Origin of the sequence: Syntrophaceticus schinkii, assembly GCF_000946815.1 — a bacterium.
Classification (GTDB): domain Bacteria; phylum Bacillota; class DSM-12270; order Thermacetogeniales; family Thermacetogeniaceae; genus Syntrophaceticus; species Syntrophaceticus schinkii.
Genome location: NZ_CDRZ01000244.1, coordinates 25,822 through 51,818 on the forward strand (window position 1 = coordinate 25,822; position 25,997 = coordinate 51,818).

Genomic DNA, 25,997 nt, shown 5'->3' on the forward strand with positions numbered 1-25,997 from the left:
TTCACAATGGAAGTTGGTGCCCGTCACCATTAACCAGTATCTCCCAGGTGACTGTCACCGTTAATATCTAGAAGGGAGTGACTGCTATGCCTGGGAGAAATTTATCGAGTCAGGGCCTAAAAGTGGTCAATAGTATGACGGGTTTTGGTCGGGGTGAACATAGTGATAATGGCTTACACGCTACAGTGGAGATTCGCAGTGTCAACCACCGTTTTCGCGAGATTGCGGTACGGATTCCCCGCGCTTACCTGTTGATGGAAGAGAAAATTAAAAACCAGATAGAGGGGCAAGTGGCGCGCGGGCACCTGGATGTGTTTGTTAACATTGAGGATCAACGCGAAAAAAAGCGCAATGTTAAGCTTGACAAGGAATTAGTTCTTGCCTATGATAAATGTCTGAGGGAAATGGCGAAAATGCTTGATATTGAGTTACAATTGGGTATAGATTCTCTTTTAGGATTCCCAGATGTACTGGTAGTGGAGGAAACAGAAGAGGACATTGATAATGTTTGGAAGGTAGTGCAGGTTTCTCTCCGGGAGGCTCTTGATCAGCTTTTAGAGATGCGGACACGGGAAGGTGCGAAGCTGTACGAAGATTTAATGCTGCGCAGAAACAATATTTGCGGTTTCCTCAAGGAGATTAAAGAGCGCGAACCTCAACTGGGCGAGGAGTTAATGTCCCGACTGAAAAACAAACTGCAGCAGCTCCTGGAAGAACATGAAATCGATGAGGCTCGGTTGGCCAATGAAGTGGTATTGTTCGCCGAACGGAGCAGTATTACTGAAGAGCTTGTGCGTCTGACCAGTCATTTAGAACAACTGGAAGAAATACTGCAGTCAGGAGAGCCTGTGGGAAGAAGGATTGATTTTCTTATACAAGAGTTAAACAGGGAAATCAACACCATCGGTTCAAAAGCATCTGACCTTGTTATTTCCCACTTAGTAGTGGAGAATCAAGAGTGAAATTGAAAAAATGCGGGAGCAGGCGCAAAATATTGAGTAAATCAAGTAATTTACTTTTGAGGGAGGTAAGTTATGGATATCAAACTGATTAATATCGGTTTTGGCAATGTTGTTTCCGCCAACCGGATAGTGGCTATTGTGAGTCCTGAATCCGCCCCAATTAAACGTATTATTTCCGAGGCTCGGGAACGAGGTATGCTGATCGATGCTACCTATGGAAGAAGAACGAGAGCTGTAATTATTGCAGACAGTGACCATGTGATTCTGTCTGCTGTTCAACCCGAAACAGTGGCTAATCGTTTAGCAGTGAAGGAACCGGCTGTAGCTGTGGAAGAATAACTTATTAGATACAGGAGGATATCATTGCCAGCGCAATCCCTGCTTGTAGTCGTATCTGGACCATCAGGTTCCGGTAAAGGAACTCTTTGCAATATGCTCAGAGAAGCCTTGCCTGATCTCTCATATTCGATTTCTCTTACCACAAGACCTCCCCGTGGTGATGAACAAAACGGGGTGGAGTACTTTTTTGTTACAGAGGAAGAATTCAAAAAGCGGATTGAAGCCGGAGAGTTTCTGGAATGGGCAGAGGTATATGGATACTACTACGGCACCCTGCTGTTCACTGTGGAGAAGCTCCTTAGTGAAGGAAGGAATGTTTTGCTGGAACTGGATACTCAAGGAGCTCGGATGGTAAAGGAGATCTTTCCCGAGGCGGTGCTTATTTTTATCAGACCGCCTTCCATGGAAGAACTCAAGGCCAGGATAACTAAAAGGGGAACAGATGATCAGGCAGCTATCAATAAGCGTTTAAGCTGTGCTCCTGATGAATTAGAAGCAGCCAGGAGTTATGATTATCTCGTCGATAACAACTTAAAGGAGCAGGCCTTCGCGGATCTGCTTAATATCATTGAGCGGGAAAAGAGTGCTCGCAGAAGAGGCCAAGGGGGAATGGACATTTGAAACAACCGAGTTTTGATCTCTTACTGGATAAGGTGGAGAGCAAATATGAGCTTGTTGTGGCGGCAGCTAAAAGAGCTCGAGTTCTGACTGAAAATAAGCAATGGGGATGATAGTCTCGAGTCACAGAAACCGGTCACTGTTGCCCTTGTAGAAATAGCCCAGGATAAACTGTTTATTGAACGGCCTAAGCAGCAAAAAACATTAAAATGAAGAATATAGTTCTAGGTGTTACGGGAAGCATTGCCGCTTACAAAGCGGCTGAAATAGCCAGTTTAATGGCAAAAAAGGGTTATCGCGTCCAAGTGATCATGACCCCTGCTGCAACTGAGTTCATCACGCCTTTGACTATGCAGGCGGTATCACAGCAGCCGGTGCATGTGGAAATGTTCAATACTCCTAAAGAATGGGATATTCAGCATATCAGCCTTGCCCAGGATGCGGACCTGGTGCTGGTCGCTCCGGCGACAGCCAATCTGATTGGTTCGGTTGCCGGCGGCACAGCAAGTAATTTGCTTACTGCAACCATTATGGCGACAAAAGCACCTGTGGTATTTGCTCCGGCCATGAATACCGGGATGTATGAAAACCCTATTTTCCAGCACTGGATGGGTTTTCTCAAAGGGATGGGTTACATCTTTATGGAACCGGAGGAGGGGCATTTGGCTTGTGGTACCAGTGGCAAAGGGAGGCTTCCTGCTCCTGAGAAAATAGTTGTTTTTGTTGAACGCCTGCTCTATCACAGGAAAGACCTGGATGGACAACATGTTCTGGTGACTGCGGGGCCCACCAGAGAGCCACTTGACCCAGTGCGGTTTTTATCAAATTACAGTTCCGGTAAAATGGGTTATGCACTTGCACAAGAGGCCAGAGACAGAGGAGCTCAGGTAACCCTGGTCAGTGGTCCCACAAGGCTTGCTCCCCTGGAGGGTGTTAACCTTACTTTAGTAGAGACTGCCCAGGAGATGTTCAATGCTGTAAAGGCTGTTTTTCCATTAGTGGATATTGTTATAAAAGCAGCAGCGGTGGCTGATTTTCGGCCTTGCCATAAAGCACAAGAAAAGATCAAAAAGGATCAGACAGGCCTTGTCTTAGAATTGGAAAGAACAGATGATATTTTAGGGTATCTGGGAGAGCATAAAGATAAGCAGATCCTGGTTGGATTTGCGGCAGAAACGGGAGAAACCATCACACATGCCCGGGAGAAATTGGCCCGCAAGAATCTCGACCTGATCGTTGCCAATGACATTACTGTGGAAGGAGCAGGTTTCGGGGTTGATACCAATGTGGCAACACTTTTATTTAAAGATGGGACTTTTTTAACACTGCCCAGGATGACAAAAAATGAACTCGCCTGTAAGGTAATCGATGGGATCGTTAAATTGTTAAAGTTTCAACAAGGAGGCTGACAGAAAAAATGACTCGACGTTTTTTTACTTCTGAGTCGGTGACAGAGGGGCATCCGGATAAGGTTGCAGATCAGGTTTCCGATGCTATTCTAGATGCGATTATTGAGAAGGACAAGATGGCTCGGGTTGCTTGTGAAACAGTGGTGGCTACAGGTCTGGTCTTTATTGCCGGGCAGATTACCACCAATTGTTATGTGGATATTCCTCACCTTGCCCGCTCTGTAATCAGGGATATCGGTTATACCAGAGCTAAATACGGTTTTGACTGTGATACCTGTGCGGTACTTACTTCTATTGAGGAGCAGTCTCCTGATATCGCTTTGGGCGTTGATCAGGCTCTCGAAGCAAAAGTCGGTGAAGCTATAGTTGAGCAAGAGCTGGGGGCTGGAGATCAGGGAATGATGTTCGGCTATGCCACAGATGAAAGCCCGGATCTAATGCCTCTGCCCGTAGATTTAGCACACAACCTGGCGCGCCGTCTGGCTGAGGTGCGCAAGGAAAAGATACTTCCTTACTTGCGCCCGGACGGAAAAAGCCAGGTAACTGTGGAGTACGAAGGTGACCGCCCGGTTCGGGTTGATGCTGTTGTTATTTCAGCACAGCACAGACCTGATATTACCCTGGACCAGATCAGGGATGACATTATCCAATTAGTTATCAAAGACACAGTTCCTGCTGAGTATATCGATAAGAGAACGCGATTTTTTGTGAACCCGACAGGGAGGTTTGTGATCGGGGGGCCACAGTGTGATACAGGACTCACCGGGAGAAAAATTATAGTTGACACCTACGGAGGGTCGGCCAGGCACGGTGGTGGGGCTTTTTCCGGAAAAGACCCAACAAAGGTAGACAGGTCCGCCTCCTATTTTGCCAGATATGTTGCCAAGAATATTGTAGCTGCTAAACTTGCCCGCAGGTGTGAGATTCAAGTTGCTTATGCCATCGGAGTGGCAAACCCTGTTTCTGTTCATGTGGATACCTTTGGGACAGGAGTGATCTCTGATCAAGCGATCTGCAGTTTGATCAAAGAAATATATGATTTCAAGCCTGCGTCGATCATCAGGAATCTTGATCTCAGAAGGCCCATCTACAGGCAAACTGCTTCCTACGGTCACTTCGGTCGCCCGGATCTTGACCTTACATGGGAGAGAACTGACAGCGCAGAACTGCTCAGAAGAGAAGCAGAAAAGATCTCACTGGGAGGCCGCTGTTAACTGTCACAGGTTTAAGTAGGGGTGATCACATATTCCGGCCAGTTATACCTCTGATATAACTGGCCTTGTTAATGTAAAAGCTTCTTTGTGCTGGAACAACAGACGACTGTTACTATGGAGAGTTGAGCGATGGGGGAAGAATGTGCAGAGGTTGTTGTCAGGATTAATCATCCGCGGTTGGACCGTGTTTTTCACTACCGGATCCCGGAAGGGACGGAAAAACCGCAGCCCGGGTCGCGGGTAACTGTCCCATTTGGGCCGCGTACTGTGGAGGGATGGGTGATCGGTTACAGTGAACCTGATCCAGAGATAAGTTTGCGGGAAATAGCAGGAATCACAGATGTTGAACCGGATTTTACAGAAGAATTGCTGGAACTGGCGCGCTGGATGTCAGGTTATTATTTGCATCCCATGGGAGAGATCCTCGACAAGATCTCCCCTCCTCCTAAGCCCAAAAGACCAATTCAAGTTTTTGCATCACCACCTGTTTCACCCAAGGTGCAGCCTCACGAACTTGTTTTAACCGTTGAACAGCAAATTGCCCTCGACAAGATAAAAAAATCCTTGCTTTGCCGTGATCACAGCAGGTTTCTCCTCTACGGAGTAACTGGGAGCGGCAAGACTGAAGTATACCTGAGAGCCGCGGAGGCTGCTTTAGTTGCCGGCAGGCAAGTGCTATATTTGGTGCCGGAAATTGGCCTTACACCACAAAAGAAACAGATCTTTCAGGAAAGGTTTGGGGAACAGGTTGCAGTTTGGCATCATAGATTGGCCGGTAGGGAGAAATACCGCACCTGGGAAGGGGTAAGGAATGGTAAGCTGCGGGTGCTTATTGGCCCCCGTTCCGCCGTTTTTGCGCCTTTTTGTGAGCTAGGATTGATCATTATCGATGAGGAACATGACTCAGCATATAAACAGCAGGAAAAACCCTATTATCATGCGCGTCAGGTGGCATTGTGGCGTGCTCGGTATAACAGCGCAGCAATAATTCTGGGGAGTGCAACTCCCTCCCTGGAGAGCTATGCCTCTGCAGCCTGGGGAAGGATGGAAGTTCTCTCTATGAAAAAGCGTCCTGCCGGGCGCAGCCTGCCTGTAGTTAATGTTGTTGATCTACGGCAGGAGCCGGCAGGGAGATTATCGTTTTTGAGTGAATACCTGATCGAGCAGATCAGGCTGCGCTTGGAGAGGAAGGAGCAGGTGATTCTGTTTTTAAACAGGCGGGGCTTTGCTCCATTGATTTATTGTCCTGTTTGCGGGGATGTTATAAAATGCAAGAATTGTTCTATTTCTCTTATTTACCATAAACAGACCAAAGACCTGCGCTGCCATTACTGTAATGCTGTCAGGCCACTGCCTGGGTCTTGTCCCTCCTGTGGCAGTACAAAGAAACTGCGCTTCCTGGGAGTGGGGATCCAGCGGGTGGAAAAGGAGATCGTCAATCTACTGCCTGAAGCGCGGGTTGTGCGGCTGGATTTTGATACCACCAGAAGAAAAGGGGATTTTCAACGAATTTTAGGCAGTTTTGCGCGGCGGGAGGCGGATATCCTCCTGGGAACACAGATGGTAACCAAAGGGCATGATTTTCCGGGTGTTACTCTGGTGGGGGTTCTCAATGCCGACCTGTCTTTAAACCTTCCCGATTACCGGTCTGCGGAGCACACCTTCCAACTGCTGAAGCAGGTATCCGGACGGGCGGGGCGTGGGGCAACACCAGGGGAGGTTGTGGTGCAGACACTAAATCCGAACCACTACAGCATCAGAACCGCCTGTCTGGGGGGTGACGAATTCTTTTATCGGGAAGAAGCCTATAGAAGACGCTCCTTGGGGTATCCACCTTTGGCGATTTGATCAGAGTGCGCTTGAGCGGGAAGGACGAAGAAAAGGTGTTAAGTGGTGCTGTTCAGCTTGCTGAGCATCTAAAGCATACATTCAAGTGGGATCAGATTGATATTCTGGGACCCGCTCCGGCTCCTGTCCTGCGTGTCAAGGGTTACTACAGGTATCAGGTCATGCTGAAAGGAAACTGCCGCAAAGTCAGGTCTAAGATCGACAGCTGTCTGGCTGTTTATCGCAAAAGTAATAGTGTTATAATTAATGTGGAAGTGGATCCCTTTGGTTTTTGATAATGTGAGGAGGCAAATTTGATGGCTGCTCTTAAAATAGTAGAGATCGGTGAACCTGTGCTGCGGCAGAAGTGCCGTGAGGTGACAGTGATAAACAAAAAAATAAAGAAACTGCTTGATCGCATGAAAGAGGCCATGTACAAGGCCAATGGCGTGGGTCTGGCTGCACCTCAGGTCGGGGTTTCCAAGAGGATCGTAGTAGTGGATGTAGGAGAAGGTGTCTGGGAACTGATCAACCCTGAAATAATATTTCAGGAGGGTGAAGAGCTGGGTATCGAAGGGTGTTTGAGTATCCCCGGTGTGGCAGGAGAGGTCAGCAGAGCGGCCAGAGTCAGGGTGCGAGCTCTCAACCGCCAGGGCCAGCAGCAGGTGGTTACAGCTGAAGGATTAGGAGCGCGTGCCTTGCAGCACGAGATCGATCACCTGGATGGCATTCTGTTTATTGATAAAGCTATAAAAATCAGCCGCCAGGAGTCATGAGGAGGGCAAAACAATTGAAAATTCTCTTTTGTGGTACTGCGCAATTTGCCTTGCCTACATTAGGGCATATAATAGAAAACAAATGGGAGCTGTTGGGGGTTGTCACCCAGCCTGACCGGCGGCGCGGCCGCGGCAGGAAAATCGCTTCCCCACCTGTGAAAGAATTTCTCTCAGGGCATACTGTACCTGTTTACCAACCGGCAACCCCTCAGGAATTGATAGAAATCATCGATAAATATGACATTAAACCAGATCTGATTGTTGTTGTTGCCTATGGGATGCTATTGCCATCTGAGGTTCTTGATCTGCCACCTCTGGGATGCATCAATCTTCATCCCTCACTGCTCCCAAGATACCGCGGAGCTGCACCTATCCAGAGAGCGATTATGAATGGGGAGCAGGTGAGCGGTATTACAAGCATGTATCTGTCTGAAGAGATGGATGCGGGAGATATTATCCTCCAGGAGGAAGCAGAAATCCCTGAAGATGCCACAGCCGGGGACATGGCATCTGTCCTGGCAGAGCGTGGAGCTGTTTTAATAGATCAGACATTAACCATGATTCAGCAGGGAACTGCACCGCGACATCCCCAGGATCACAGCCGCGCAACCTGTGCTCCACCACTGCGTAGAGAAGAGGAACAAATTGACTGGAGCCATGATGCAGCAAAGATTTATAACCAGATCAGGGGTATGAATCCTAAACCTGGGGCGTATACTGTGATAAAAGGAAGAATATTAAAACTATGGCGTTCTCAGGTTATTGCGGACAAGATATCAGGCTTTTTACCGGGTGAAGTAGTCGAAATTAACCCTAAAACCGGTTTTTCTGTACAGACCGGGAGAGGCCGGATTTTTTTGACAGAGGTACAGCCTGCAGGTCGCGCTCGGATGAGTGCAGCGGCGTATCTGCGGGGGAATAAAATTTCGCAGGGTTTACGTCTGGGATGATAGAGCCTGGACTGCTTGTAAAGGTGGTTTTAATTAATTGAGTGGACATAAGGTTTCTCCGGCCAGGGATGCAGCCCTGCGTGTGCTGTTGGCTGTAGAGAAGGATGGCGCTTATGCTAACCTGGAGCTGCGGAAACTGACCAGGAGATCGACCCTGGCGCCCAGCGATATCTCCCTTTTGACCGAGTTAGTATACGGGACTCTGCGCAGGCAGGGTACATTGGACTATGTGATCGAGCAGCACAGCACAGTGCCTCTTTCACAGATGAATTACATCATCCGCAGTATTGCGCGGTTGGGAGTATATCAACTTCTATATCTGGACAGGGTTCCTGCCAGGGCTGTCTGCAGCGAATCGGTGGAACTGGCAAAGAGCCGCGGTATTCACGGGTTGGCCGGTTTTGTAAACGCCCTGCTGCGCAGCATCAGCCGCAGCAAGGAGAGGATTTCTTTTCCTGATCCCGAGAAGGAAACAGCACTCTATTTGAGCATAAAGCACTCACATCCCCAATGGCTGGTGGAACGCTGGCTGATGCGATTTGGAAAAGAAGAAACAGCTGCCCTATGTGCGGTCAATAATCAGCCGGCACCTGTTGTGCTGCGCTGCAATACTCTAAAAAATACACCTGACCAACTGATGGAGAAACTCAGGGGAGAGGGTTTGATGGTTCGTTCCAGTGCCCTCATACCTGAGGGGATTATCGTGGAGAAGAGATCTTTTCTGCCGGAGCTGAAATCTTTCCGCGATGGGTTATTTGCTGTACAGGATGAGAGCTCAATGATTGCCTCATCTGTTTTGAACCCTCTTTGCGGGTCTTTTGTTGTTGATGCCTGCAGCGGGCCGGGCGGGAAAACAACACACCTTGCCCAGTTGATGAACAACGAGGGTAGAATCCTGGCTCTTGATGTCCATGAACACCGCCTGGCACTGGTTGACAGTGCCTGCAGGAGGTTAGGGGTGACCATCGTAGAAACCAGGCATCAGGATGCCAGAGAGCTACAAGATAAATTAGAAGAAAAAGCTGATTTTATTTTGGTTGATGTGCCCTGCTCAGGCCTGGGGGTGATCCGCAGGCGGCCCGAGCTGAGATGGCGGGTAGAGTGCGCTGATTTATCACAACATGCTGCACAACAGCTGGAGATTCTGGGACAGGTGAGTAAGTGCCTGAAGACAGGAGGATTATTGCTTTACAGTACCTGCTCTACGGAGCCCGAAGAGAATACAGGGGTTGTCAACTCTTTTTTAATGGAATACACTGGGTTTAAAGCTGAGGAGCTAGCCATGCCCTTTCACTTAGTTCACAGCTGTGACAAGTTGGATGCTAAAAAGGGTTTTCTACAGCTGCTTCCTCATCGGCACGGTACTGACGGGTTTTTCCTGGCCTGTTTTAGGAAAACTGAAGAGAGCAGGTGAAACCATGAGTTTAGATGATTTAGAAGCCATGATCACAAAATTCTGGGAGGGTATTTTCCGTAAAAGGAATCGGCCTATTCAGCCTGTGGAAATGGCCAGGGCATTAGTACGAGAGATGGTCATCCAAAGACGGGTGAGTGTATCCCGGGTCTATGCCCCCAATATTTTCACAATTAGTCTGGGAAAAGCGGATTTCCAAAAGAGCGCATCACTTCAGGACGCCCTCAGCCAGGAGCTGGCGGGTTATGTTAAGAACAAAGCGATAGAGAAGGAGTATACCTTGATCGGAAGGCCACAGATAGCATTTATTGAGGATGATTCTCTGGAAATTGGAGAGATTGCGATCAAGTCTGCTTTTTCTTCAGAAGAACCACTGCCCGCTGAAGAACCGATAAAAATGGACCACACTATGATCTTCGATAAGCAGGAGAAGGAAAGCAGGGTTACCGGTAAGAATTACTCTATAGTAATTATCAGTGGACCTGACCAGGGAAAGAGCATTTTACTGCAAGGGGGAGAGCCATACTATATCGGTCGTAAGAGCACTAACCACCTGGTGCTTACAGATATCAATGCCTCCCGAGAGCATGTCTTGCTGGAAAGGCGTGGCGATATTTTGCACTTGATTGATTTGGGAAGCAGGAATGGAACCTTTGTTGATGGAATTCGTATCGAAGAGTATGAACTGGAGGTCGGGGATCAGTTTTTGATCGGTGAGAATTTGTTCGAAGTTGAAGGGAGTTAAACCATGATCTGGGTGGTTCTAGCTCTGAAATATTTAGTACTGCTGTTAATCTGTCTTTTTGTTCTGGTTATTTTTTTCAATCGTGGGGCAGGTGGGAAAATAAACAGGGCTGCACTTTTGGTTCTTCGTTCAGGATCGGCTGCGGTACCTGAGGGAAAAAGGTGGGAGCTGGGAAAAGGGGTAGTCCTGGGAAGAAGCAGCGATTGTGCAGTAAGTCTTCCTGACCCCTATGTTTCTAACAGGCACGCACGCATTATTTTACAAGATAAAAAATATTATGTCACAGACCTGGGCAGCACCAATGGCACCCTTCTGGAAAATCATTACCTTACAGCACCACAAATTCTACGGAATGGGTCCCAACTTCAAGTTGGGGGATTTACCTTAAGAGCTGATCTGCCAGAGCAGAATCAAGCCCGCAGGTCTTTTCTTTTGCCGCTTTTTCCCGGGTTGATCCTTGGTGCCGGCAGCCTGGAATTGTACAGAGAACAGCTGCTGAGCACTCAGGATATCGCTCTCCTGGCTGTGGCTGCCCTGTTTCTGGTGGTCAGTTCTTTTATAGTTGAATACAAAGGAAAGGGTGACCCCTTGATCATACATATCATAGGGGTTCTTTCAGCTTTAGGTCTTATCTTTATTTTCCGGGTTAACCCCTATTATGGCTTACGCCAAGCTTACTGGGTGTTGGCGGGGTATACCCTGTTCTGGTTGATCCAGATCTTTCTATCCGAATACAGGCGCCTGCTTGATTATAAATACACCTTTATGGTTTTGAGCATTGTTTTTCTTATCTTTACAATTATCTTTGGTGTGGAAGCGGGAGGTGCACGCAGTTGGCTCTCTCTCGGTTCTTTTCGGTTTCAGGCTTCAGAGTTTGTTAAGGTCTTTATGGTGATCTTTCTGGCGGGCTATCTAGAGGAAAACAAGGAGATTCTCCGTGTAGGGACACTAAAGTTCGGCCGCTTTTATCTTCCGGATTGGCCATATCTGGGTCCACTGCTGGTGGTCTGTGGTTTTTCTTTGCTTCTTTTGGTTTTTCAAAAGGATCTGGGGATGGCCCTGCTCTTTTTTGTCACTTTTCTTGTGATGGTCTATATTGCTACAGAGCGCTCTTATTACCTTTTACTGGGATTGGGGCTCTTTTCAATAGGTGCAGTTTTAATGTACTACATTTTCCCCCATGTTCAGAGCAGGATATTGATCTATCTGGATCCGTGGCAGCAGATTGATGGCGGCGGATATCAGGTTGTTCAATCACTTTTCGCGATCAGCGGGGGAGGCATCTTCGGGATGGGATTGGGAAGCGGTTTTCCCAAATTAATACCCGCTGTACATACTGACTTCATCTTTTCCCTGATCGGAGAGGAATTAGGGCTCTTAGGTGTTATGGGAATATTAGGTATTTACTATTTGCTGGTTTGGAAGGGACTGCGGATATCATTTAATGCCCCGGACGGTTTCGGTAGTCTCCTGGCATGTGGGTTTAGCGCTATCCTTGCTCTGCAGACACTGATTATTGTCGGAGGGGTGATCAGTGTGATCCCACTTACAGGAATTCCTCTGCCCTTTTTGAGTTATGGGGGCAGTTCCTTTGTCTCCAACTGTTTTCTGATGGGAATTCTCTATAAAGTTAATGCGGAAAGTGAGAGAGATGTCGATCAGCATGGGGCATCTATGAGGGCTGTTGAGGTTGACCGGTAGCAGAGGGGAATGTGAATATGCAAGATACAGTTAAGAAATTTCTTATATTTGTAACTGCCTGTTTTCTGATTTATTCAGGATATCTGATCCACCTTGTACTGGTGCGGGGACCGGCTTTGAGCAAGCATGGTGCTAATCCAAGGCCCTGGATTATAGAAAATCGTGTTGTACGGGGAGGAATTTATGCGCGTAATGGCGAAAAAATAGCAGAAAGTATTATCGAAGGGGATAATATAAACAGGAAGTATTATTACCCACAGCAATACGCCCATTTGACCGGCTATCACTCCAGGCGCCTGGGAAAAACAGGGCTGGAAAGGGCCTATGATGAGGAACTCCTGGGACAAAAAGGTTATGCCCAAAGGAACCTGGAGGCACGCTTTGGCATAGATAGGACTGAGGGTGAGGATATCTATCTCACCATTGACCACAAGCTTCAGATGAAAGCCTGGGAACTGCTTTCCCCCTACAAGGGGGCGGCAGTGGTCCTAGATCCCAGGAATGGCGAAATTTTAGCGATGGTCAGCAGCCCAAGCTTTGATCCAAACATCAATACTCTGGAGAAGAACTGGGATCAGCTGCGGCAAGACAATGGGCAGCCATTATTTGATAGATCCAGTCAGGGTTTATACCCCCCAGGATCAACAATGAAAATTGTTACTGCTGCTATAGGGCTTGATAAGTTTCCTCAGTTAGAGAACGAGCACTTTGATTGCCAGGGTGCGATCACCATTCAGGGCAGGGTCCTGCATGATTTACGGGCTCATGGCAGGGTAGATTTAAAGCGCGCACTGGCAATATCTTGCAATTCGTATTTTGCAAATTTAGGAATGGAAATAGGAAGTGAGGACTTTTCGAGCGGCCTCAAAAGTTTTGGTTGGGGAGAGAAGTTCTCCTTTGATCTCCCGATTAAAAGTATCCCTTTAAACCAGGATGGCTTGCAGAGTCTCAACGGCCTTGCGGAATCTGCCATGGGGCAGGGGGAGATATTAGTAAGTCCGTTATTTATGGCTTTAATAACCGGATCAATCGGCAATCAGGGGGTTATGATGAATCCTTATCTTGTCAAGGATATTCGCTCACCTGAGGGCAAGGTGGTTTGGAAACAGGAACAGCGCTTTCTAAGAGATGTGGCAACACCTGAAACTGCCTGGCGGGTTCAGGAAGGGATGATGGCAGTTGTAAAACCAGGGGGAACGGGTACAGCGGCTTCCCTGCCGGGAATTGATGTGGCCGGGAAGACGGGGTCTGCGGAAAATCCTTCAGGGCGTACTCACGCCTGGTTTGTGGCATCTGCACCCGCTGAGCAACCCCGGGTTGCGGTCAGTGTTATCGTGGAGCATGGCGGACAGGGCGGCACAACTGCGGCACCCATTGCTAAAGAACTATTACGGCTTGCCCTATTACAGGAGGGTTAAAAATGATCGGCCAATTATTGGGTAATAGATATGAAATAATCGCTAAACTCGGTTCCGGTGGTATGGCTCACGTTTACCGCGCTCGCTGTACAGTTTTAAATCGCATCGTTACCGTTAAGGTCATGCGTAAAGAACTGGCAGAAGATAAGGATTTTGTTCACCGCTTTCAGATCGAGGCCCAGGCAGTAGCTCTCTTATCCCATCCCAACATAGTGAGCATCTATGATGTGGGTGAGGAGAATGGTCTGCCTTACCTGGTTATGGAATATGTAGAAGGGGATAATCTCAAGGAGATCATTCGACAAAAGGGGGCACTGTCCCCAGCAGAGACAGTGAACATCGGTATCCAGGTGTGTGCTGCTCTTGATCACGCCCATAGCAAAGGAATTATTCATCGAGATATCAAGCCCCATAACATCCTCGTCACACCTGGAGGGCGTGTCAAGGTAGCAGATTTCGGAATGGCTCGCTTTCTGTCAGTTCCCGGTGCCACGGTGACTCAGTCCGGTACAGTAATGGGTTCTGTACACTATTTTTCTCCTGAACAGGCACGGGGAGAGGAGGCCAGCTACCAGTCGGACCTCTATTCCCTTGGTGTTGTCCTCTATGAGGCTGTTTCCGGGCATGTTCCTTATCAAGGGGATAATCCTATTACTATTGCTCTCAAGCACATTCAGGAACAACCCCCTGGTTTACGCCTTGAAAACCCTTCAATTCCCGAAGAGCTTGAGCAGATCATTCTTAAGGCTATGGCCAGGGATAAGGAAATGCGCTTTAAATCTGCAAAGGAAATGCAGAAGGCACTGTCTTATTCTGGGGAATTTTCCGGTACCCAGGAAGAGGAGCGCACCAGGTCTATTCCTATCCCAGTCATACCGGAGCGGAAAACACTGAGCAAAAAAAGGATGCATCCTGCAGCTATTGCGGCCCTGGTTGTCTGTGGCATACTTCTTATTGGGGGTGTGTTGTATGGCTTTTCCAGGTGGTATTTTGGGGATACTGTCAGTGTGCCTGATGTTGTTGAGCTGCCCCAGGCTGAGGCCACAGCTACACTGAAAAGTGCGGGTTTCCGGGTTGAAGTAGATGAAGTCTTTGATCAGGGCAAGGAAACCGAGGTTGTGATTCGTCAGGATCCGATTGGCGGGATGAAAGTCAAAAAGGGTCGTCTGGTGCGCATCTGGGTGAACAAGGGGCAGAGCAGTATCTGGCTGCCCAATCTTGCGGGGGCCTCTGAGAGGGAAGCACGCCTTGCTCTTGAGGGACGAGGTTTTAAGGTTAAAATCAACAAGGAAAATCATGAGAGTGTGGCTGCAGGATATGTGATACGGCAGTTTCCAGAGGGGGATCAGAATCAACCCAAGGGCACTGAGGTTACCCTGATCGTGAGCAGCGGCCCTGTTGTTAAGGATGTTGTTGTTCCATCCCTGGTGGGCTTGACGGTTGATCAGGCAAAAGCAGCCCTGGGTTCAGTGGAGTTGAATCTGGGTGAGGTCAAGGAGGAACCGAGCAGCGAGGAAAAAGGTAAAATTATCAAACAGAGTGTAGATCCCGGAACATCTGTCAAAAAAGGACAAAGAATCGATGTTGTTGTCAGCAGCGGCTTAAAATCGCAGCAGAGAAAATTGAAGATTGAAGTTCCAGAAGATCAAAGTGGGGAAATAAGGGTTGTTGTCAAGGATGAGCAGGGTACCAGGGAGGTCTATAAAGGAACACATGAAGCAGGGGATCAAATCGAAAAGAGCTTCGAGGTTTATCCACCAGGAGAGTTTCAGATCTATTTTCAGGGGCAACTGAATAAGACTATTCCGTTTTGATGGCAGATAGATGGCAGATAAAGGAGGCCGTATGTGAGAGAAGGTTTAATCATCAAGGGCTATGGGGGGTTCTATTATGTCAGAACAGGTGAAAAGACCTGGTGCTGCCGTGGGCGCGGCCGCCTGCGCCTGGGGCAAAATCTGCTAACAGGTGACAGGGTTCAATTTACACCCCTGGATAAAGGGGAGGGTGTTATTGAGGAGATCAAAGAGCGTAAAAATGCCCTGCCACGCCCTCCTGTGGCCAATGTTGACCAGGTAATTTCGGTCGTTTCTTTGGCACATCCGGATCCTGATCTCAAGCTACTCAACCGTTCCCTGGTTTTGTGCGAATTAGAGAAACTCAGCATTGTTATCTGTTTTAACAAAATTGACTTGATTGATTCATCGCAGGCTAAAGATTTAGAGGATATTTACCGAAAAGCCGGTTACCACACAGTTTTCACATCCGCACTGGAAGGCCGTGGTCTGGAGCAATTGCGCCAGGTTATCGCCGGTAAAATATCTGTATTATCAGGGCCATCAGGTGTTGGTAAGTCTACCCTGCTCAACTCCCTGGATCCCAATCTGTCCCTGGAAACAGGGGAGATCAGCAGGAAATTGAAAAGAGGGAAGCATACTACGCGGTATGTTGAATTAATACCTTTATGTGACGGATTTGTTGCGGATACACCCGGTTTCAGCAGCTTAGAACTGCCAACGATAAAAAGAACTGAATTAGGCCGTTGTTTTCCCGAAATAAATGAGTTTGCCGGGCAGTGTCGTTTCTACGACTGTATTCATCTGGATGAACCTGATTGTGAAGTAAAGAACGCTCTGGAGCAGGGCTTGATCAGCAGAGCTCGTTATCATGACTACAAACAATTTATGGAAGAAATTATCAGCAAGGAGCGAATCTACGAATGAGCATCAAAATTGCCCCCTCGATTTTAACTGCAGATTTTAGCAATCTAGGAGCACTGATCAATAAATTGGAGAGTGGTGGGGCCGATGACATCCACCTGGACATCATGGATGGGAAATTTGTTCCCAATCTTACTTTTGGGCCATTGATTGCGGCTTCACTGCGCGAAGTCACTTCTTTTCCCCTTGATGTTCACTTGATGGTAGAGGCCCCGGAACGATATTTTTCCGCTTTTGCTAAAGCAGGTGTGAAGAGTTTGACGATTCACTCTGAGACCTGCCAGCACCTGTATCGATCTGTTCAGTTGATCAAGGAGATGGGACTTAAGGCAGGGGTGGCTTTGAATCCAGCTACCCCGCTGAGCGTTTTAGAGTATATTATACAGGATTTAGATCTAGTGCTGATCATGACGGTAAATCCCGGTTGGGGTGGCCAGGAATTTATACCTGCTATGAACAGGAAGATCCGTGAGTTAAGGGAGATGCTTATTGATTCGGGGTCCAGCGCGGACCTGCAGGTGGATGGTGGAATCAACTCCAGAACAATAAAAGCGGCTGTGGATTGTGGAGCTAACTCCCTTGTGATCGGTTCTGCTCTTTTAAAGGAACAGGATCTGACTAAAGCTATCAAAGATTATCGTTCTTTAGCTGAGGAAGCATTGGTTGGGAGTTGGTGGCACCGCGCGTATCAAGGTGAGTGATATCACTTATTCCCTCCATAATTAAAGCATACCAGGCCCGAAAAAGGCCTGGTATGCTTTAATGAGAGGGTAGGATGTCTGCAATTTAAAAGCTAAATGCTATTTTTTCCCCTTGCTTTCTTGCAATAGACATATCCACCGGCACACAAAACAGCAAGCAGGAACATTATCATCATCAGCACATAGCCGGGATCACCTGTTGCGGGGACTGTCTTTATTTGTTTGCCGCCAACTGGGCCAACCGGATTCTTGCCCTGGTCACCACCTGTTGTAGGGGTTGTTTCAGACGCTGTCTCGATCAATTTTCCTGTAACCGCGTATTTGCTCAGTGATTTAACAACAAACGTTATTTTACTGCCATCGATCTCCGTTGGTGTGATGTACTCATATTCCCCATTGGGAAGCTGATGAATGATCTTGATCTCTTTGTATTTGGCTAAATCCTTAACTGTCAAGGTGATTGTAGCGGTCTCGCCGTTAAGCTGATATTCAACAATATTGCCGTCAGAACCGAGCGATTGAAGTGACAGATCATACATGCCCAGCACAGTTCTGCCCGCTCCCAGTTTTTGCATTGCCTCATAATCTTCACCTGCGGTGAACGGTACAGCGGTCAGGATGATATTCCAGGGAACACCGCTGATCTGTACGCCATTGGAAGTGTGATTGATTGCAGCGGCTTCGTTCTGCAGTGCCGAAAGCTTCGTTTTCAGTTTGGCATCGATTTGTGTTTTTTCATCATCAGATAGGTTGTTATATGCTTCACTCGCCTTGGCAAGCGCTGTCATTTCTGTAGTGCTAATCGTATCGGGCAGTTTATTGATAAGCCCCTCTGTTTCTTTAATCGGCTGCATAAGGGCGGCATATGCTTCCTCCGCTGTAAGCAGTGTCTGGTAGTTGGAGACCAGCATAGCCTGCTCATCGGTTAGTGCATCATAAGCCTCCCTTGCGGTATCGATCAGTGATTTGCTTTCCAGTGTGACTATCCCTATTGCCGCTATCTTATCCTCCGCATCTTTTGCTGCCTGAAGATCAGCAAGTGTTGTCTCCGCGGCCTCCAGCTTAGCGAGTTTGGTTACTAAGTCCTTTTGCTCCTGTGTTAAGGCATTGTAAGCCGCTCTGGCACTCTCGATCGCTGTTTTGTCGCCAAGGGTGACCGGGTCGCTGATCGCTGTGATCAGGTTGTCTACGTTTTTCGCTGCAGCAGCGTCCTCATTGTCTACCGGATAGGCGGTGATGGTGCCTGTGATTTGTGTGTTGTCAGTGGCGAGAGTATCTCCTTCACCCTTGTTGAGATTTACCGTGAAGTTAAAACTCCCCTCTGTGCCGCTGGGATTTGCTTCTGTTCCGGCGACTGCGGGGGTAAAGCTGTCCATGGTGACGATGGCTGTGACTCCATTCATGTCAAGGTTTGCAATCTCAGATTCGATCCATGCTTTGACGGCTTGCTCTGTGTTCGCGGTGTCCATAGGCACTGTCCAGGTCTGGTTTTCGATTGCAGTCTTCGCCTTTGCAACGGCTTCTTCATTGGATTCGAGGGTTTCGTCCGCGGCTTCCAGCCACTTGCTCCAGTAAGTCCCGTCACCCAAGGCCGGGGAACCTCCAAACTTGTCCCAGTCGTGGACCTCATAGGCGAAGTCGTTGACATAGTGGAATATAATCTCGTCGCCCTGGGATAATTTTTGATTGGAAACGCCGAAGAGGGCGTGGTTTCCGTTGAGGGTATACATCCAGCCGGAGCGGTTTCCGTTGGTGAACTCGCTCAGTTCATACCCGCCGTATACATCTGGTGCGTTAATGGTTGTTATATAGTCGCCCCCTGGATTTTTCCACGTAAGTCCCGCTCCGGTCAGTGCCATTTCAAACAGGTCAAGGACGGTGGAATTTTCGGGCAGCGTGTAGTTTTTGGTGGCGATCCATGTTACGTACTCCGCCCCCTTGTAATCGCCATCGGCCAGATCAATGCTATCGAATTCATCTTCAAGTTCAGCCAGCGTACAACCAATCAGGCGGAAGGTTACATCGATGGTGTCAGATGGTACCTCGGAGCCAATTTCCTTCCACCTGGCGGTCAGCGTCAGGTCTTTTACCTCTGAGGGATATGTGGTATAGAGTTTCTGATCAGATGAGTACCAGCCGGCAAATTCAAGGTTCGTGTTCTTTGTCGTCGGAATGGGCAGAGCGATATGCGACATATGAGCATCGAAGGCATAGGTCAAGGCCTCGCTGCTGCCGCCCAGCACGCCGCCGTTGGGGTCGAGCGTCAGAGTTGCGGCGGGTTCCGGCTCACCGCTGGATTCCACAAGGTTCAGGTAGTAGATGACAGGCTCTTTTTCGCCCTCCTGAACGATGATCCTGATCATCTTGTGATTGGGCATACCACTGAAGACTGCGTTGTGTCCGCGCGAGCTGTTAATGTAAATGTTGACGCCCTCGGCGGCGTCCACGCTAACGGCGAATGGCCCGTCGACAGCCACGTTGTCATAGATGTACTTGCCCTCTGTCAGCGCTAGCGCGTTCCCGTCCACCTTGATTGCGGATGGCGCGGCGGTCTGGCCCACCTCCGACTCACTGGCCGCGGCCACGCGAACCATGTTGACCTCGGTGGACTTTTCGCCTATGGCGCCGTTTTCTATGTTGCTGGCAGTCACTATCTTCACATAGTGGACACCGTTTTCGAAGGTTACCGGCTGTCCGTTTTCATCCACGGCCCAGGCCAGATCCATACCGTCTGTGACTGAAAGATATTGCCTGTTACCTTTGGTATAGCTGCCCAGATAGGGATTCCCGGCTTTGTTGTTATCTTCTCCGGGCAAGCCTCTCTGACCGACATCCACATAACCGAAATCAGTGAAGGGAGGTAAGGAATTGCCGTATTCGTTCGTCCCCTCCTGGGTTTGAAGCAGTATCCCGCTCAGGTCATACTATTTTCCAGCGCTTCTGTCCAGTCAAACAATGGATAATATTCTGGCAGAGGGTATTCGTAATATGGCTGCGTAGCGCTGTTGCCTTTGTTGTCCGTCCAACTTGTCCGCCCGTTTTCAAGCTTGCTGTAGGTGATGCTGTAATCCCACAACGCGCTGTTGTCATAGTGTACGGAGCCCGCAAGGGCGTACCATTCGCTCCCGTCTTCAGATACCCAAACCTGTCCCGGCTCAGCAAAAGCGTTGCTTCCCTCCACAGAGTTACCATATGTGATAAAGTCTACGCCATAGGGGTTCTTCGGGTTATCTTGGATGGCATCCTCAAAATAATAGGTGATGTAGCCGCCGAAGTTACCCAGCGATGCCGGCGCTGTGTATGTGGCACCAGCGACATCGTTGTTGCTGCCCAGCAGGGTGGCCACGCCGCGCAGACCATAGTCGCTGATCCCAAGTCCGTTGGTATACTGGGATCCGATACAAAGATAATCGGTAACCGCGTCCGGCAGTCCGCTGTATTTTTGGGTAAAGCAAGTTACTGTATAAGAGCTTTCAGTAACTCCTTCCTTTACGACAGAAATCTTATTCGCTGTGCCCTCCGGCGAGGAGTTCAACGTAACGCTGCAGGTCTTGTCCGCGTTTATCGCTTGCGCCTCGGTATCGTTTACGCTGATCATAGCATTAGCCGAGTCAAATGTAAGAGTTAGATCTACAGTTGTTTGACCATACGGTAAGGCAAGGTTAGCGCTTTTTTTCGTAAACAGATCTGATTTCATCAGCCATTGGCCGTTGGCAGGCACTGCGTCTAGAATGGCAGTTTCCTCTGTTATCTCTTTGCTGAAGTTGAAGATATATTTCGTTCTGGTTCCTCTTGAATAGCTGTTATTGTCATTGTAGGCATAAACTACCGCTTGCGCGGTACCGTCTTTCAATGAAACATTCAGAGTACGAAAAGATGCCGCTGCGATCTCGTCCTTAAACTTGCTAACCCTCGTTCCTTCTTCCTCGCCAACGCTGGACAAAACAGGCAGATTTCCACGTGAATTATCATATGTATTATTTTGACATTCAAAGTAGAGAGTGATGGTCGCATTATCGGCTGTCTCTTTTGACAGCTGAATATTATAGATCCGATCATACTCTGCTGCGTTTGTCTCCGTACTATGGCTTGTTACGCCGGCGCCTGCGATACTCACAGCTTTGGGCTGTGCTCCTTGATAATTAGGATCATCCATGATCGAAATCTCATAGGCACCTGCTGGTACAGAGGCGCCGCTTCAACCTTGACTTCGATGTGGTCACTCTCAAAATAATAATTGTCATCGACCGAGGCAATGCAATAATAAATATGGGTTCCCTCTGTACAAGTATCCGCATAAAAAGTAGTCGCCGACTTGCTGAAAACCTGGCTTACTCCGTCTTTAAACCACTCGTAATAATAATTATTTCCGCCGCTGCAGTTCGCTGTAAAAGCCGGATTGCTGCCGACTGTACAGATCAACGGCTTGTCCTGCGCGGAAAAATTAAAAGTGGCGGAAATATTTTCAGTAGCCGGTAAAACCGTCACGGTAACTACATTACTGTCCAGCGATATGCCGCCGCTTGTGGCTACCACTTTATAATAGGATTTACCCCCGGCATTGGTTGCAGGTGCATAGGAAGAAGATATGGCGTCCTGAATATCGTTCCAGTTTGTCTTGTCTGGGCTCTGTTGCCATTGATAGGAAACAGTTCCGTTATTCACAGCAGTTGCCTCTACAGATAAAGTAAGGCTTGTATCAATCAATACGGTTTCGTAAGTCTTAAGGTTTTTGGTAAATTCAAGAGTCTCACCTGTATCAGCTTTCTCAAACACCGCTTTCACATGAAGTGCTGCTGGTTCTTGGTCAAAAGAAAGCAGCAACTCTGGCACGCTGGAAGTTGAACTCTTGTAAGATACAAACCAATACCCTTCACCGTATATAATGTAATCGTATACGGCTTCATCCATATCGGTAACGTTGCTATGATATGGCACCTCAACACCATTTACTATCCAGCCAACAAAACTTTCAGTATCACTTGTCAGATCAAAACAATAACCTGCGCCACTATTGCCTTCCAACCAACCTGAGTATATTACATTAGCACTATCAGCACCGATGACAGATGCAGTTATTTGAGTATCCAATCCCTCTTGCCAAGAACCGGGCATTAACTCAACCGTGCCTTCGCTTGCAAAAGAAATGGTAGGCATCAATCCTACCAGTAATACTGCAACAAGTAGGACACTCAGCAGTTTCCGAAAAGCTTTCATATACTTATCACATCCCATTTCAATTTGTAAAAATCACTATTTTGAGGGATGTGGGCAAAGCCCACATCCCTCAAACGTACAGTTTATATTGTGAAAGTAGCGTAATAGCCGCTATACAATGGAATACCATATGATGTGCCGTTTACAGTATATGTGTTGTAGATTGGCAGGACCTCAAATGTATGAGTACCTGACGATAATGCGATTCCATTTATTGTTATCACCCCGTTAGCATTGGTCGCATCCGTATATGTCGTACCGTCAATTTTTACGGAAAATGTCACATTTGGCACAACCGCAAAAGTGGTTGCATACCACTTATAATTTGGCGGTCCGTCGAAATAACAATGTGATTCTGATAATGTCACGTCAAGTTTCTTGTTAATCCCAGACGTATAGGTAAATCCGGATGCTTTAAGCGTCCGCGTAGCAACTGTGGCATTGGCGGAATCTGCAAAGTAGAAATCAATAAAATCATCTGGTTGGACAAATGCCTGATTAATTGCAGCGCCATAGGGCCCACTAACGTCTTCGTCCCATCCGGCTGGCCAATCAGCCGGGTTCATCGCCCTATACTTGTCGTTAATACGGAACATCCAGCCATTGTAGTAGTTAATTCCTGTAACTGGTTCAAAAACCAATGTGCTGCTGACCGTGCTATCCGTAACCTTTTGTACATAGCTTGAAGTGCTGGTTATAGGTATGCCGCTTGAGTTCTGGAACGACAGCGCCGGATACTGTGACATTGCCGCTACTAACACGTCGCTAACAAAAAAATAATTCGTCACCCCGGGCGTTCCCATCGTTATGGGAAGTCTGTGTCTGGATATAGCTACGCCGTCTATGGAGTTGCTTTTTACCGACAGATACACGGTGAACTGCCCCGTGACAGTGGGCGGATTGTTGAGCGCGTTCTGCCCCTCAAATCCGCTGGTGCCGTAAGAAGCCGCAAACGCCGTTGTAGCTATGAACATACTGACCATTGCCAACATCAACAATAAAGTAATAAACCGGTTTTTGTTCTTTAACATTTTAAAACCATCCTTTCTAAATTGAAGTTGCCGAAATATTTACGGTCATAACAGCTTCACCTTCTTAAGCAGGCGTGCCTGAGTCTGGTAAATTGCATTCTAAAAATATCTACCATCGTTATACCACAACATCTTTTAACCTGGATTCCCGGAAAATTATACCTATGAGTCTCTTAATCCGCATGATATAAGAGATTTCAAAAGTTTTTTATTCCTCATAGGTATAAATTATTATACCTATGAGGAGCAAGAAATGCAGTGTTTATAGATGTTTCAAGCACATAGGTATAAAAACGCGGGAATTCAGGTTTTAAATAAACCAATTATTTTTTATTCCCCCTTTCAAATCAATTACCCCTGTCACAGATTGAAACGGTAACCACTCCGCCGCTCGTCCCTCCTAGGGAAATCCTGCATCAGATTATAGGCATCACCACTCCTAACAAATTCCGTTATGCGCATGGGACTGAGTCCTCCCTTTTTCCCGATTTTTTTTACACTTAGCACTTTCAAGCCTGAACATATGCGCCGCAGCTCTGGGCATGTCTCACGGAACTGCTCTTGTTACCTGCGTTTTCATCGCAGTTCAGGTGTTCAATCAAGCGCCGCCGCATGAAGCTGGGAAGTTAGCTATAATCATTGGTAACGCTTAATTCTTGGAGGCTGTTTTTTCTGAAATAAATTACGGCTGCAACAATCAAATCTGATCATCACAGCCGTTTTCCTGCTCATCAACGCTTGTCCCCATCCACCACAGGGTGGCAAGCAAAATTCTTTTTGTAGGTCTTCTGACTTGCGCTTCGGCAGACAGTATTTCTGCCAATCAAGCTCTGCCTTCCCAGGTTCCCAGTGACCGACTTTCGTCGACGAGCTTTGATTATCGGCACTTACAGCGGCGGTTCCGTCCGGGATTTTCACCCGGTTCCCTTATTCACCCCTGCGGACTGGTTATGCGCCGCAGGGTCACAAAAAGAATTATTCTTTTTTAAATGTTAAGCCTTTCGATATAGGTATTGTTTTATCATGTCTTGTGTCTTTGTTTCCTTTGTTGAAACAAGTTCTTGATTTGTATGGAGATTGGTTTACTTGGATTTTAGAATTGTAAGTGCATATTTAGTTTGGCGTTTGATGTTGCGAATTAAAGGGGTGAGAGACTTATTGCAATTTACCAGGTTAAAAAAAGCGCTGCCCCAAAAGGGGAAGCGCCTTCGTTGTTCGATCAGCTACTCTCTATCTGGTAATATTTACTTTTGTCATATATTATCATATTATTTTCCCAATTTCAATAGTTATTACTAAAAAACATAAGTTTTCTTTTGTTGCAATTAGACAAATTTCACGGACGACTACTGGGTCGCTGTAAAAAAGGGATAGTAATAGGCCATGGAGAAGCGTTGAAATGTAAAAACGCTTAATAAAAAGTAATGAAATACCAATGTTTCATTGCTTAAATGGATTGTGAAATTGAAATGGTGTTATGTAAAAACCAAAAGCCAGGGTGATCTCGAAATAAAATATCCTACAAATAGTTGACACTGTCCCACCGTGTCTTTGGTGTTGACGTGATTTGGTATTAAGGTGTACAATAAATTTAATGGACAATTTAATATGATCAGGAATGTCCTTCGGGGGATGGTGAAACTCCACACCGGCGGTGAAAGCCCGCGAACCCGGCACTTGTTCTGTTTGTAAGTGTCCTGGTTGATCCAGTGAAAATCTGGAGCCGACAGTGAAAGTCTGGAAGGGAGAAGGGATTCTCTTATTTACTATTGAGCTTAATTAAACCCGGATGCATTCCTGCCGGGTTTTTCTATTTTCATATGTAAATTCGGAGGCAGGCTTATGATGGTACACGAACAATTTATGGCAAGAGCACTGCAGCTGGCGGAGCTGGGACGGGGCAAGACAAGCCCAAACCCACTGGTAGGCGCTGTTATAGTCCACAATGACAGGATAGTGGGGGAGGGTTATCACAGGAAGGCGGGTACACCCCATGCGGAAATCCATGCCCTTCGCGATGCCGGTGAGAAGGCAAATGGGGCGGTGATGTATGTTACACTAGAGCCCTGCTGTCACCACGGGCGAACCCCGCCCTGCACAAAATCGATCATTGAAGCCGGGATCGCTGAGGTCGTTGTGGGGATGGCTGATCCTAATCCCCTGGTTTCAGGTAAAGGGATCAAAGCACTAAAGGATGCTGGGATCCGTGTCATTGAGGGCGTTCTAGAAAAGGATGTCCGCCTGCGGAACGAATCATTTATCAAGTACATCAGCACCAAATGCCCCTTTGTTACCCTGAAAGCAGCTATTTCACTGGATGGAAAGGTGGCGACCAGGACCGGTGAATCCAGATGGATCACCGGGGAAGAGGCCAGGCTTTGGGTTCACCGGATGAGAGCCGCAAATGACGCTATCATGGTAGGGATTGGCACTGTTCTGGCAGATGACCCTCTTTTGACAGTGAGGCTTGATGGCGAATATGAACAACCCCTGAGAGTTATTGTTGACAGCTCTCTGCGTATTCCAGAGACTTCGATGCTTGTCAAGACAGCCTCAGAAGTACCAACTGTTGTGGCAGCTGTACAGGGGAGCTACAGTGAGGCAAAGAGGGCTCAACTGGAAAGAGCGGGTCTGGAAGTATGGGATCTGCCGGCTATCAAAGGAAGGGTCGATCTGGTGACATTGATGAAGGAACTGGGGAAAAGAGAGATAACCAGCCTGCTTCTAGAAGGGGGGTCAACTTTGAATGCGTCTGCACTGGAAGCAGGGATCATCGATAAGTTTGTTTTTTTTTCAAGCCCCGTTGATTATCGGGGGACAAGATTCCCCGGGGGTTTTCGGTGGTATGGGGTGTGAGAGACTTAAAGACTGTCTGCGACTTGCACAGATGTCTGTTCAAAGGGTAGGGGAAGATCTGATGATTACGAGCCTACCGGGAATAGAGGTCGGGAATGCGGA

Annotated in this window: 22 protein-coding genes and 2 riboswitches; of the genes, 18 read left to right on the forward strand and 4 right to left on the reverse strand. The window is 47.7% G+C overall.

Annotation, left to right across the window (positions count from 1 at the left end):
* Positions 1-86 precede the first annotated feature (86 nt).
* From SSCH_RS10115 to rpe, 17 genes are all read left to right on the forward strand, one after another.
* A complete protein-coding gene (locus SSCH_RS10115) occupies positions 87-962 on the forward strand; it encodes a YicC/YloC family endoribonuclease (RefSeq protein ID WP_198142375.1) in 876 nt (291 codons plus the stop codon).
* A 72-nt stretch (positions 963-1,034) separates the two neighbouring features.
* On the forward strand, positions 1,035-1,301 hold the full coding sequence (gene remA / locus SSCH_RS10120; RefSeq protein ID WP_044665348.1) for an extracellular matrix/biofilm regulator RemA: 267 nt from the start codon (positions 1,035-1,037) through the stop codon (positions 1,299-1,301).
* 24 nt (positions 1,302-1,325) lie between these two features.
* Complete coding sequence (gene gmk, locus SSCH_RS10125; protein ID WP_044665349.1) at positions 1,326-1,922, forward strand: guanylate kinase; 597 nt, start codon at positions 1,326-1,328, stop codon at positions 1,920-1,922.
* Positions 1,919-2,032, forward strand: a complete 114-nt coding sequence (rpoZ, locus tag SSCH_RS21060; protein ID WP_269746182.1) for a DNA-directed RNA polymerase subunit omega — start codon at positions 1,919-1,921, stop codon at positions 2,030-2,032. Before gmk ends, rpoZ begins: the two co-directional genes overlap by 4 nt.
* A gap of 96 nt (positions 2,033-2,128) precedes the next feature.
* Positions 2,129-3,328: a bifunctional phosphopantothenoylcysteine decarboxylase/phosphopantothenate--cysteine ligase CoaBC gene (coaBC, locus tag SSCH_RS10135; RefSeq protein ID WP_044665350.1), complete on the forward strand. Its 1,200-nt coding sequence runs from the start codon at positions 2,129-2,131 to the stop codon at positions 3,326-3,328.
* A gap of 8 nt (positions 3,329-3,336) precedes the next feature.
* Positions 3,337-4,542 carry a methionine adenosyltransferase gene (metK, locus tag SSCH_RS10140; RefSeq protein ID WP_044665351.1) on the forward strand — a complete coding sequence of 402 codons (1,206 nt, stop codon included), beginning with the start codon at positions 3,337-3,339 and terminating at the stop codon, positions 4,540-4,542.
* 129 nt (positions 4,543-4,671) lie between these two features.
* Complete coding sequence (gene priA, locus SSCH_RS10145) at positions 4,672-6,390, forward strand: replication restart helicase PriA (protein ID WP_052835550.1); 1,719 nt, start codon at positions 4,672-4,674, stop codon at positions 6,388-6,390.
* A 5-nt stretch (positions 6,391-6,395) separates the two neighbouring features.
* On the forward strand, positions 6,396-6,665 hold the full coding sequence (locus SSCH_RS16775) for a hypothetical protein (RefSeq protein ID WP_232294349.1): 270 nt from the start codon (positions 6,396-6,398) through the stop codon (positions 6,663-6,665).
* A 21-nt stretch (positions 6,666-6,686) separates the two neighbouring features.
* On the forward strand, positions 6,687-7,145 hold the full coding sequence (def, locus tag SSCH_RS10150; RefSeq protein WP_044665352.1) for a peptide deformylase: 459 nt from the start codon (positions 6,687-6,689) through the stop codon (positions 7,143-7,145).
* Positions 7,146-7,159: 14 nt separating this feature from the next.
* Positions 7,160-8,095, forward strand: coding sequence for a methionyl-tRNA formyltransferase (gene fmt / locus SSCH_RS10155; RefSeq protein WP_232294344.1), 936 nt, complete (start codon positions 7,160-7,162; stop codon positions 8,093-8,095).
* A 37-nt stretch (positions 8,096-8,132) separates the two neighbouring features.
* On the forward strand, positions 8,133-9,509 hold the full coding sequence (gene rsmB, locus SSCH_RS10160; RefSeq protein ID WP_044665354.1) for a 16S rRNA (cytosine(967)-C(5))-methyltransferase RsmB: 1,377 nt from the start codon (positions 8,133-8,135) through the stop codon (positions 9,507-9,509).
* Between the two features lie 4 nt (positions 9,510-9,513).
* A complete protein-coding gene (locus tag SSCH_RS10165; RefSeq protein WP_044665355.1) occupies positions 9,514-10,254 on the forward strand; it encodes an FhaA domain-containing protein in 741 nt (246 codons plus the stop codon).
* 3 nt (positions 10,255-10,257) lie between these two features.
* Positions 10,258-11,955: an FtsW/RodA/SpoVE family cell cycle protein gene (locus SSCH_RS10170; protein ID WP_052835552.1), complete on the forward strand. Its 1,698-nt coding sequence runs from the start codon at positions 10,258-10,260 to the stop codon at positions 11,953-11,955.
* Between the two features lie 17 nt (positions 11,956-11,972).
* Positions 11,973-13,373, forward strand: coding sequence for a peptidoglycan D,D-transpeptidase FtsI family protein (locus tag SSCH_RS10175; protein WP_044665356.1), 1,401 nt, complete (start codon positions 11,973-11,975; stop codon positions 13,371-13,373).
* Positions 13,374-13,375: 2 nt separating this feature from the next.
* On the forward strand, positions 13,376-15,187 hold the full coding sequence (locus SSCH_RS10180; protein ID WP_044665357.1) for a protein kinase domain-containing protein: 1,812 nt from the start codon (positions 13,376-13,378) through the stop codon (positions 15,185-15,187).
* 33 nt (positions 15,188-15,220) lie between these two features.
* The gene (gene rsgA, locus SSCH_RS10185; RefSeq protein WP_044665358.1) at positions 15,221-16,093 is read left to right on the forward strand and encodes a ribosome small subunit-dependent GTPase A; all 873 of its coding nucleotides are present in this window, start codon (positions 15,221-15,223) and stop codon (positions 16,091-16,093) included.
* Complete coding sequence (rpe, locus tag SSCH_RS10190; RefSeq protein ID WP_044665359.1) at positions 16,090-16,791, forward strand: ribulose-phosphate 3-epimerase; 702 nt, start codon at positions 16,090-16,092, stop codon at positions 16,789-16,791. The genes rsgA and rpe overlap by 4 nt, the downstream gene beginning before the upstream one ends.
* Before the next feature lie 92 nt (positions 16,792-16,883).
* On the opposite strand, the gene SSCH_RS10195 is transcribed toward rpe, so the two are convergent.
* The 4 genes from SSCH_RS10195 to SSCH_RS10210 all read right to left on the reverse strand — a co-directional run bounded on the left by SSCH_RS10195 (position 16,884) and on the right by SSCH_RS10210 (position 23,039).
* Positions 16,884-19,607: a DUF4430 domain-containing protein gene (locus tag SSCH_RS10195; RefSeq protein WP_044665360.1), complete on the reverse strand. Its 2,724-nt coding sequence runs from the start codon at positions 19,605-19,607 to the stop codon at positions 16,884-16,886.
* A 98-nt stretch (positions 19,608-19,705) separates the two neighbouring features.
* Complete coding sequence (locus SSCH_RS10200) at positions 19,706-20,947, reverse strand: hypothetical protein (protein ID WP_044665361.1); 1,242 nt, start codon at positions 20,945-20,947, stop codon at positions 19,706-19,708.
* On the reverse strand, positions 20,905-22,008 hold the full coding sequence (locus SSCH_RS16780) for a hypothetical protein (RefSeq protein WP_052835553.1): 1,104 nt from the start codon (positions 22,006-22,008) through the stop codon (positions 20,905-20,907). Before SSCH_RS16780 ends, SSCH_RS10200 begins: the two co-directional genes overlap by 43 nt.
* 83 nt (positions 22,009-22,091) lie before the next feature.
* Complete coding sequence (locus SSCH_RS10210; protein ID WP_044665362.1) at positions 22,092-23,039, reverse strand: hypothetical protein; 948 nt, start codon at positions 23,037-23,039, stop codon at positions 22,092-22,094.
* Between the two features lie 761 nt (positions 23,040-23,800).
* A riboswitch (cobalamin riboswitch) is annotated at positions 23,801-24,025 on the reverse strand.
* Positions 24,026-24,656: 631 nt separating this feature from the next.
* Positions 24,657-24,796, forward strand: a riboswitch (FMN riboswitch).
* An 85-nt stretch (positions 24,797-24,881) separates the two neighbouring features.
* On the opposite strand from SSCH_RS10210, the gene ribD reads away from it, so the two are divergent.
* A complete protein-coding gene (gene ribD / locus SSCH_RS10215) occupies positions 24,882-25,895 on the forward strand; it encodes a bifunctional diaminohydroxyphosphoribosylaminopyrimidine deaminase/5-amino-6-(5-phosphoribosylamino)uracil reductase RibD (RefSeq protein WP_232294345.1) in 1,014 nt (337 codons plus the stop codon).
* Positions 25,896-25,997: the final 102 nt, after the last annotated feature.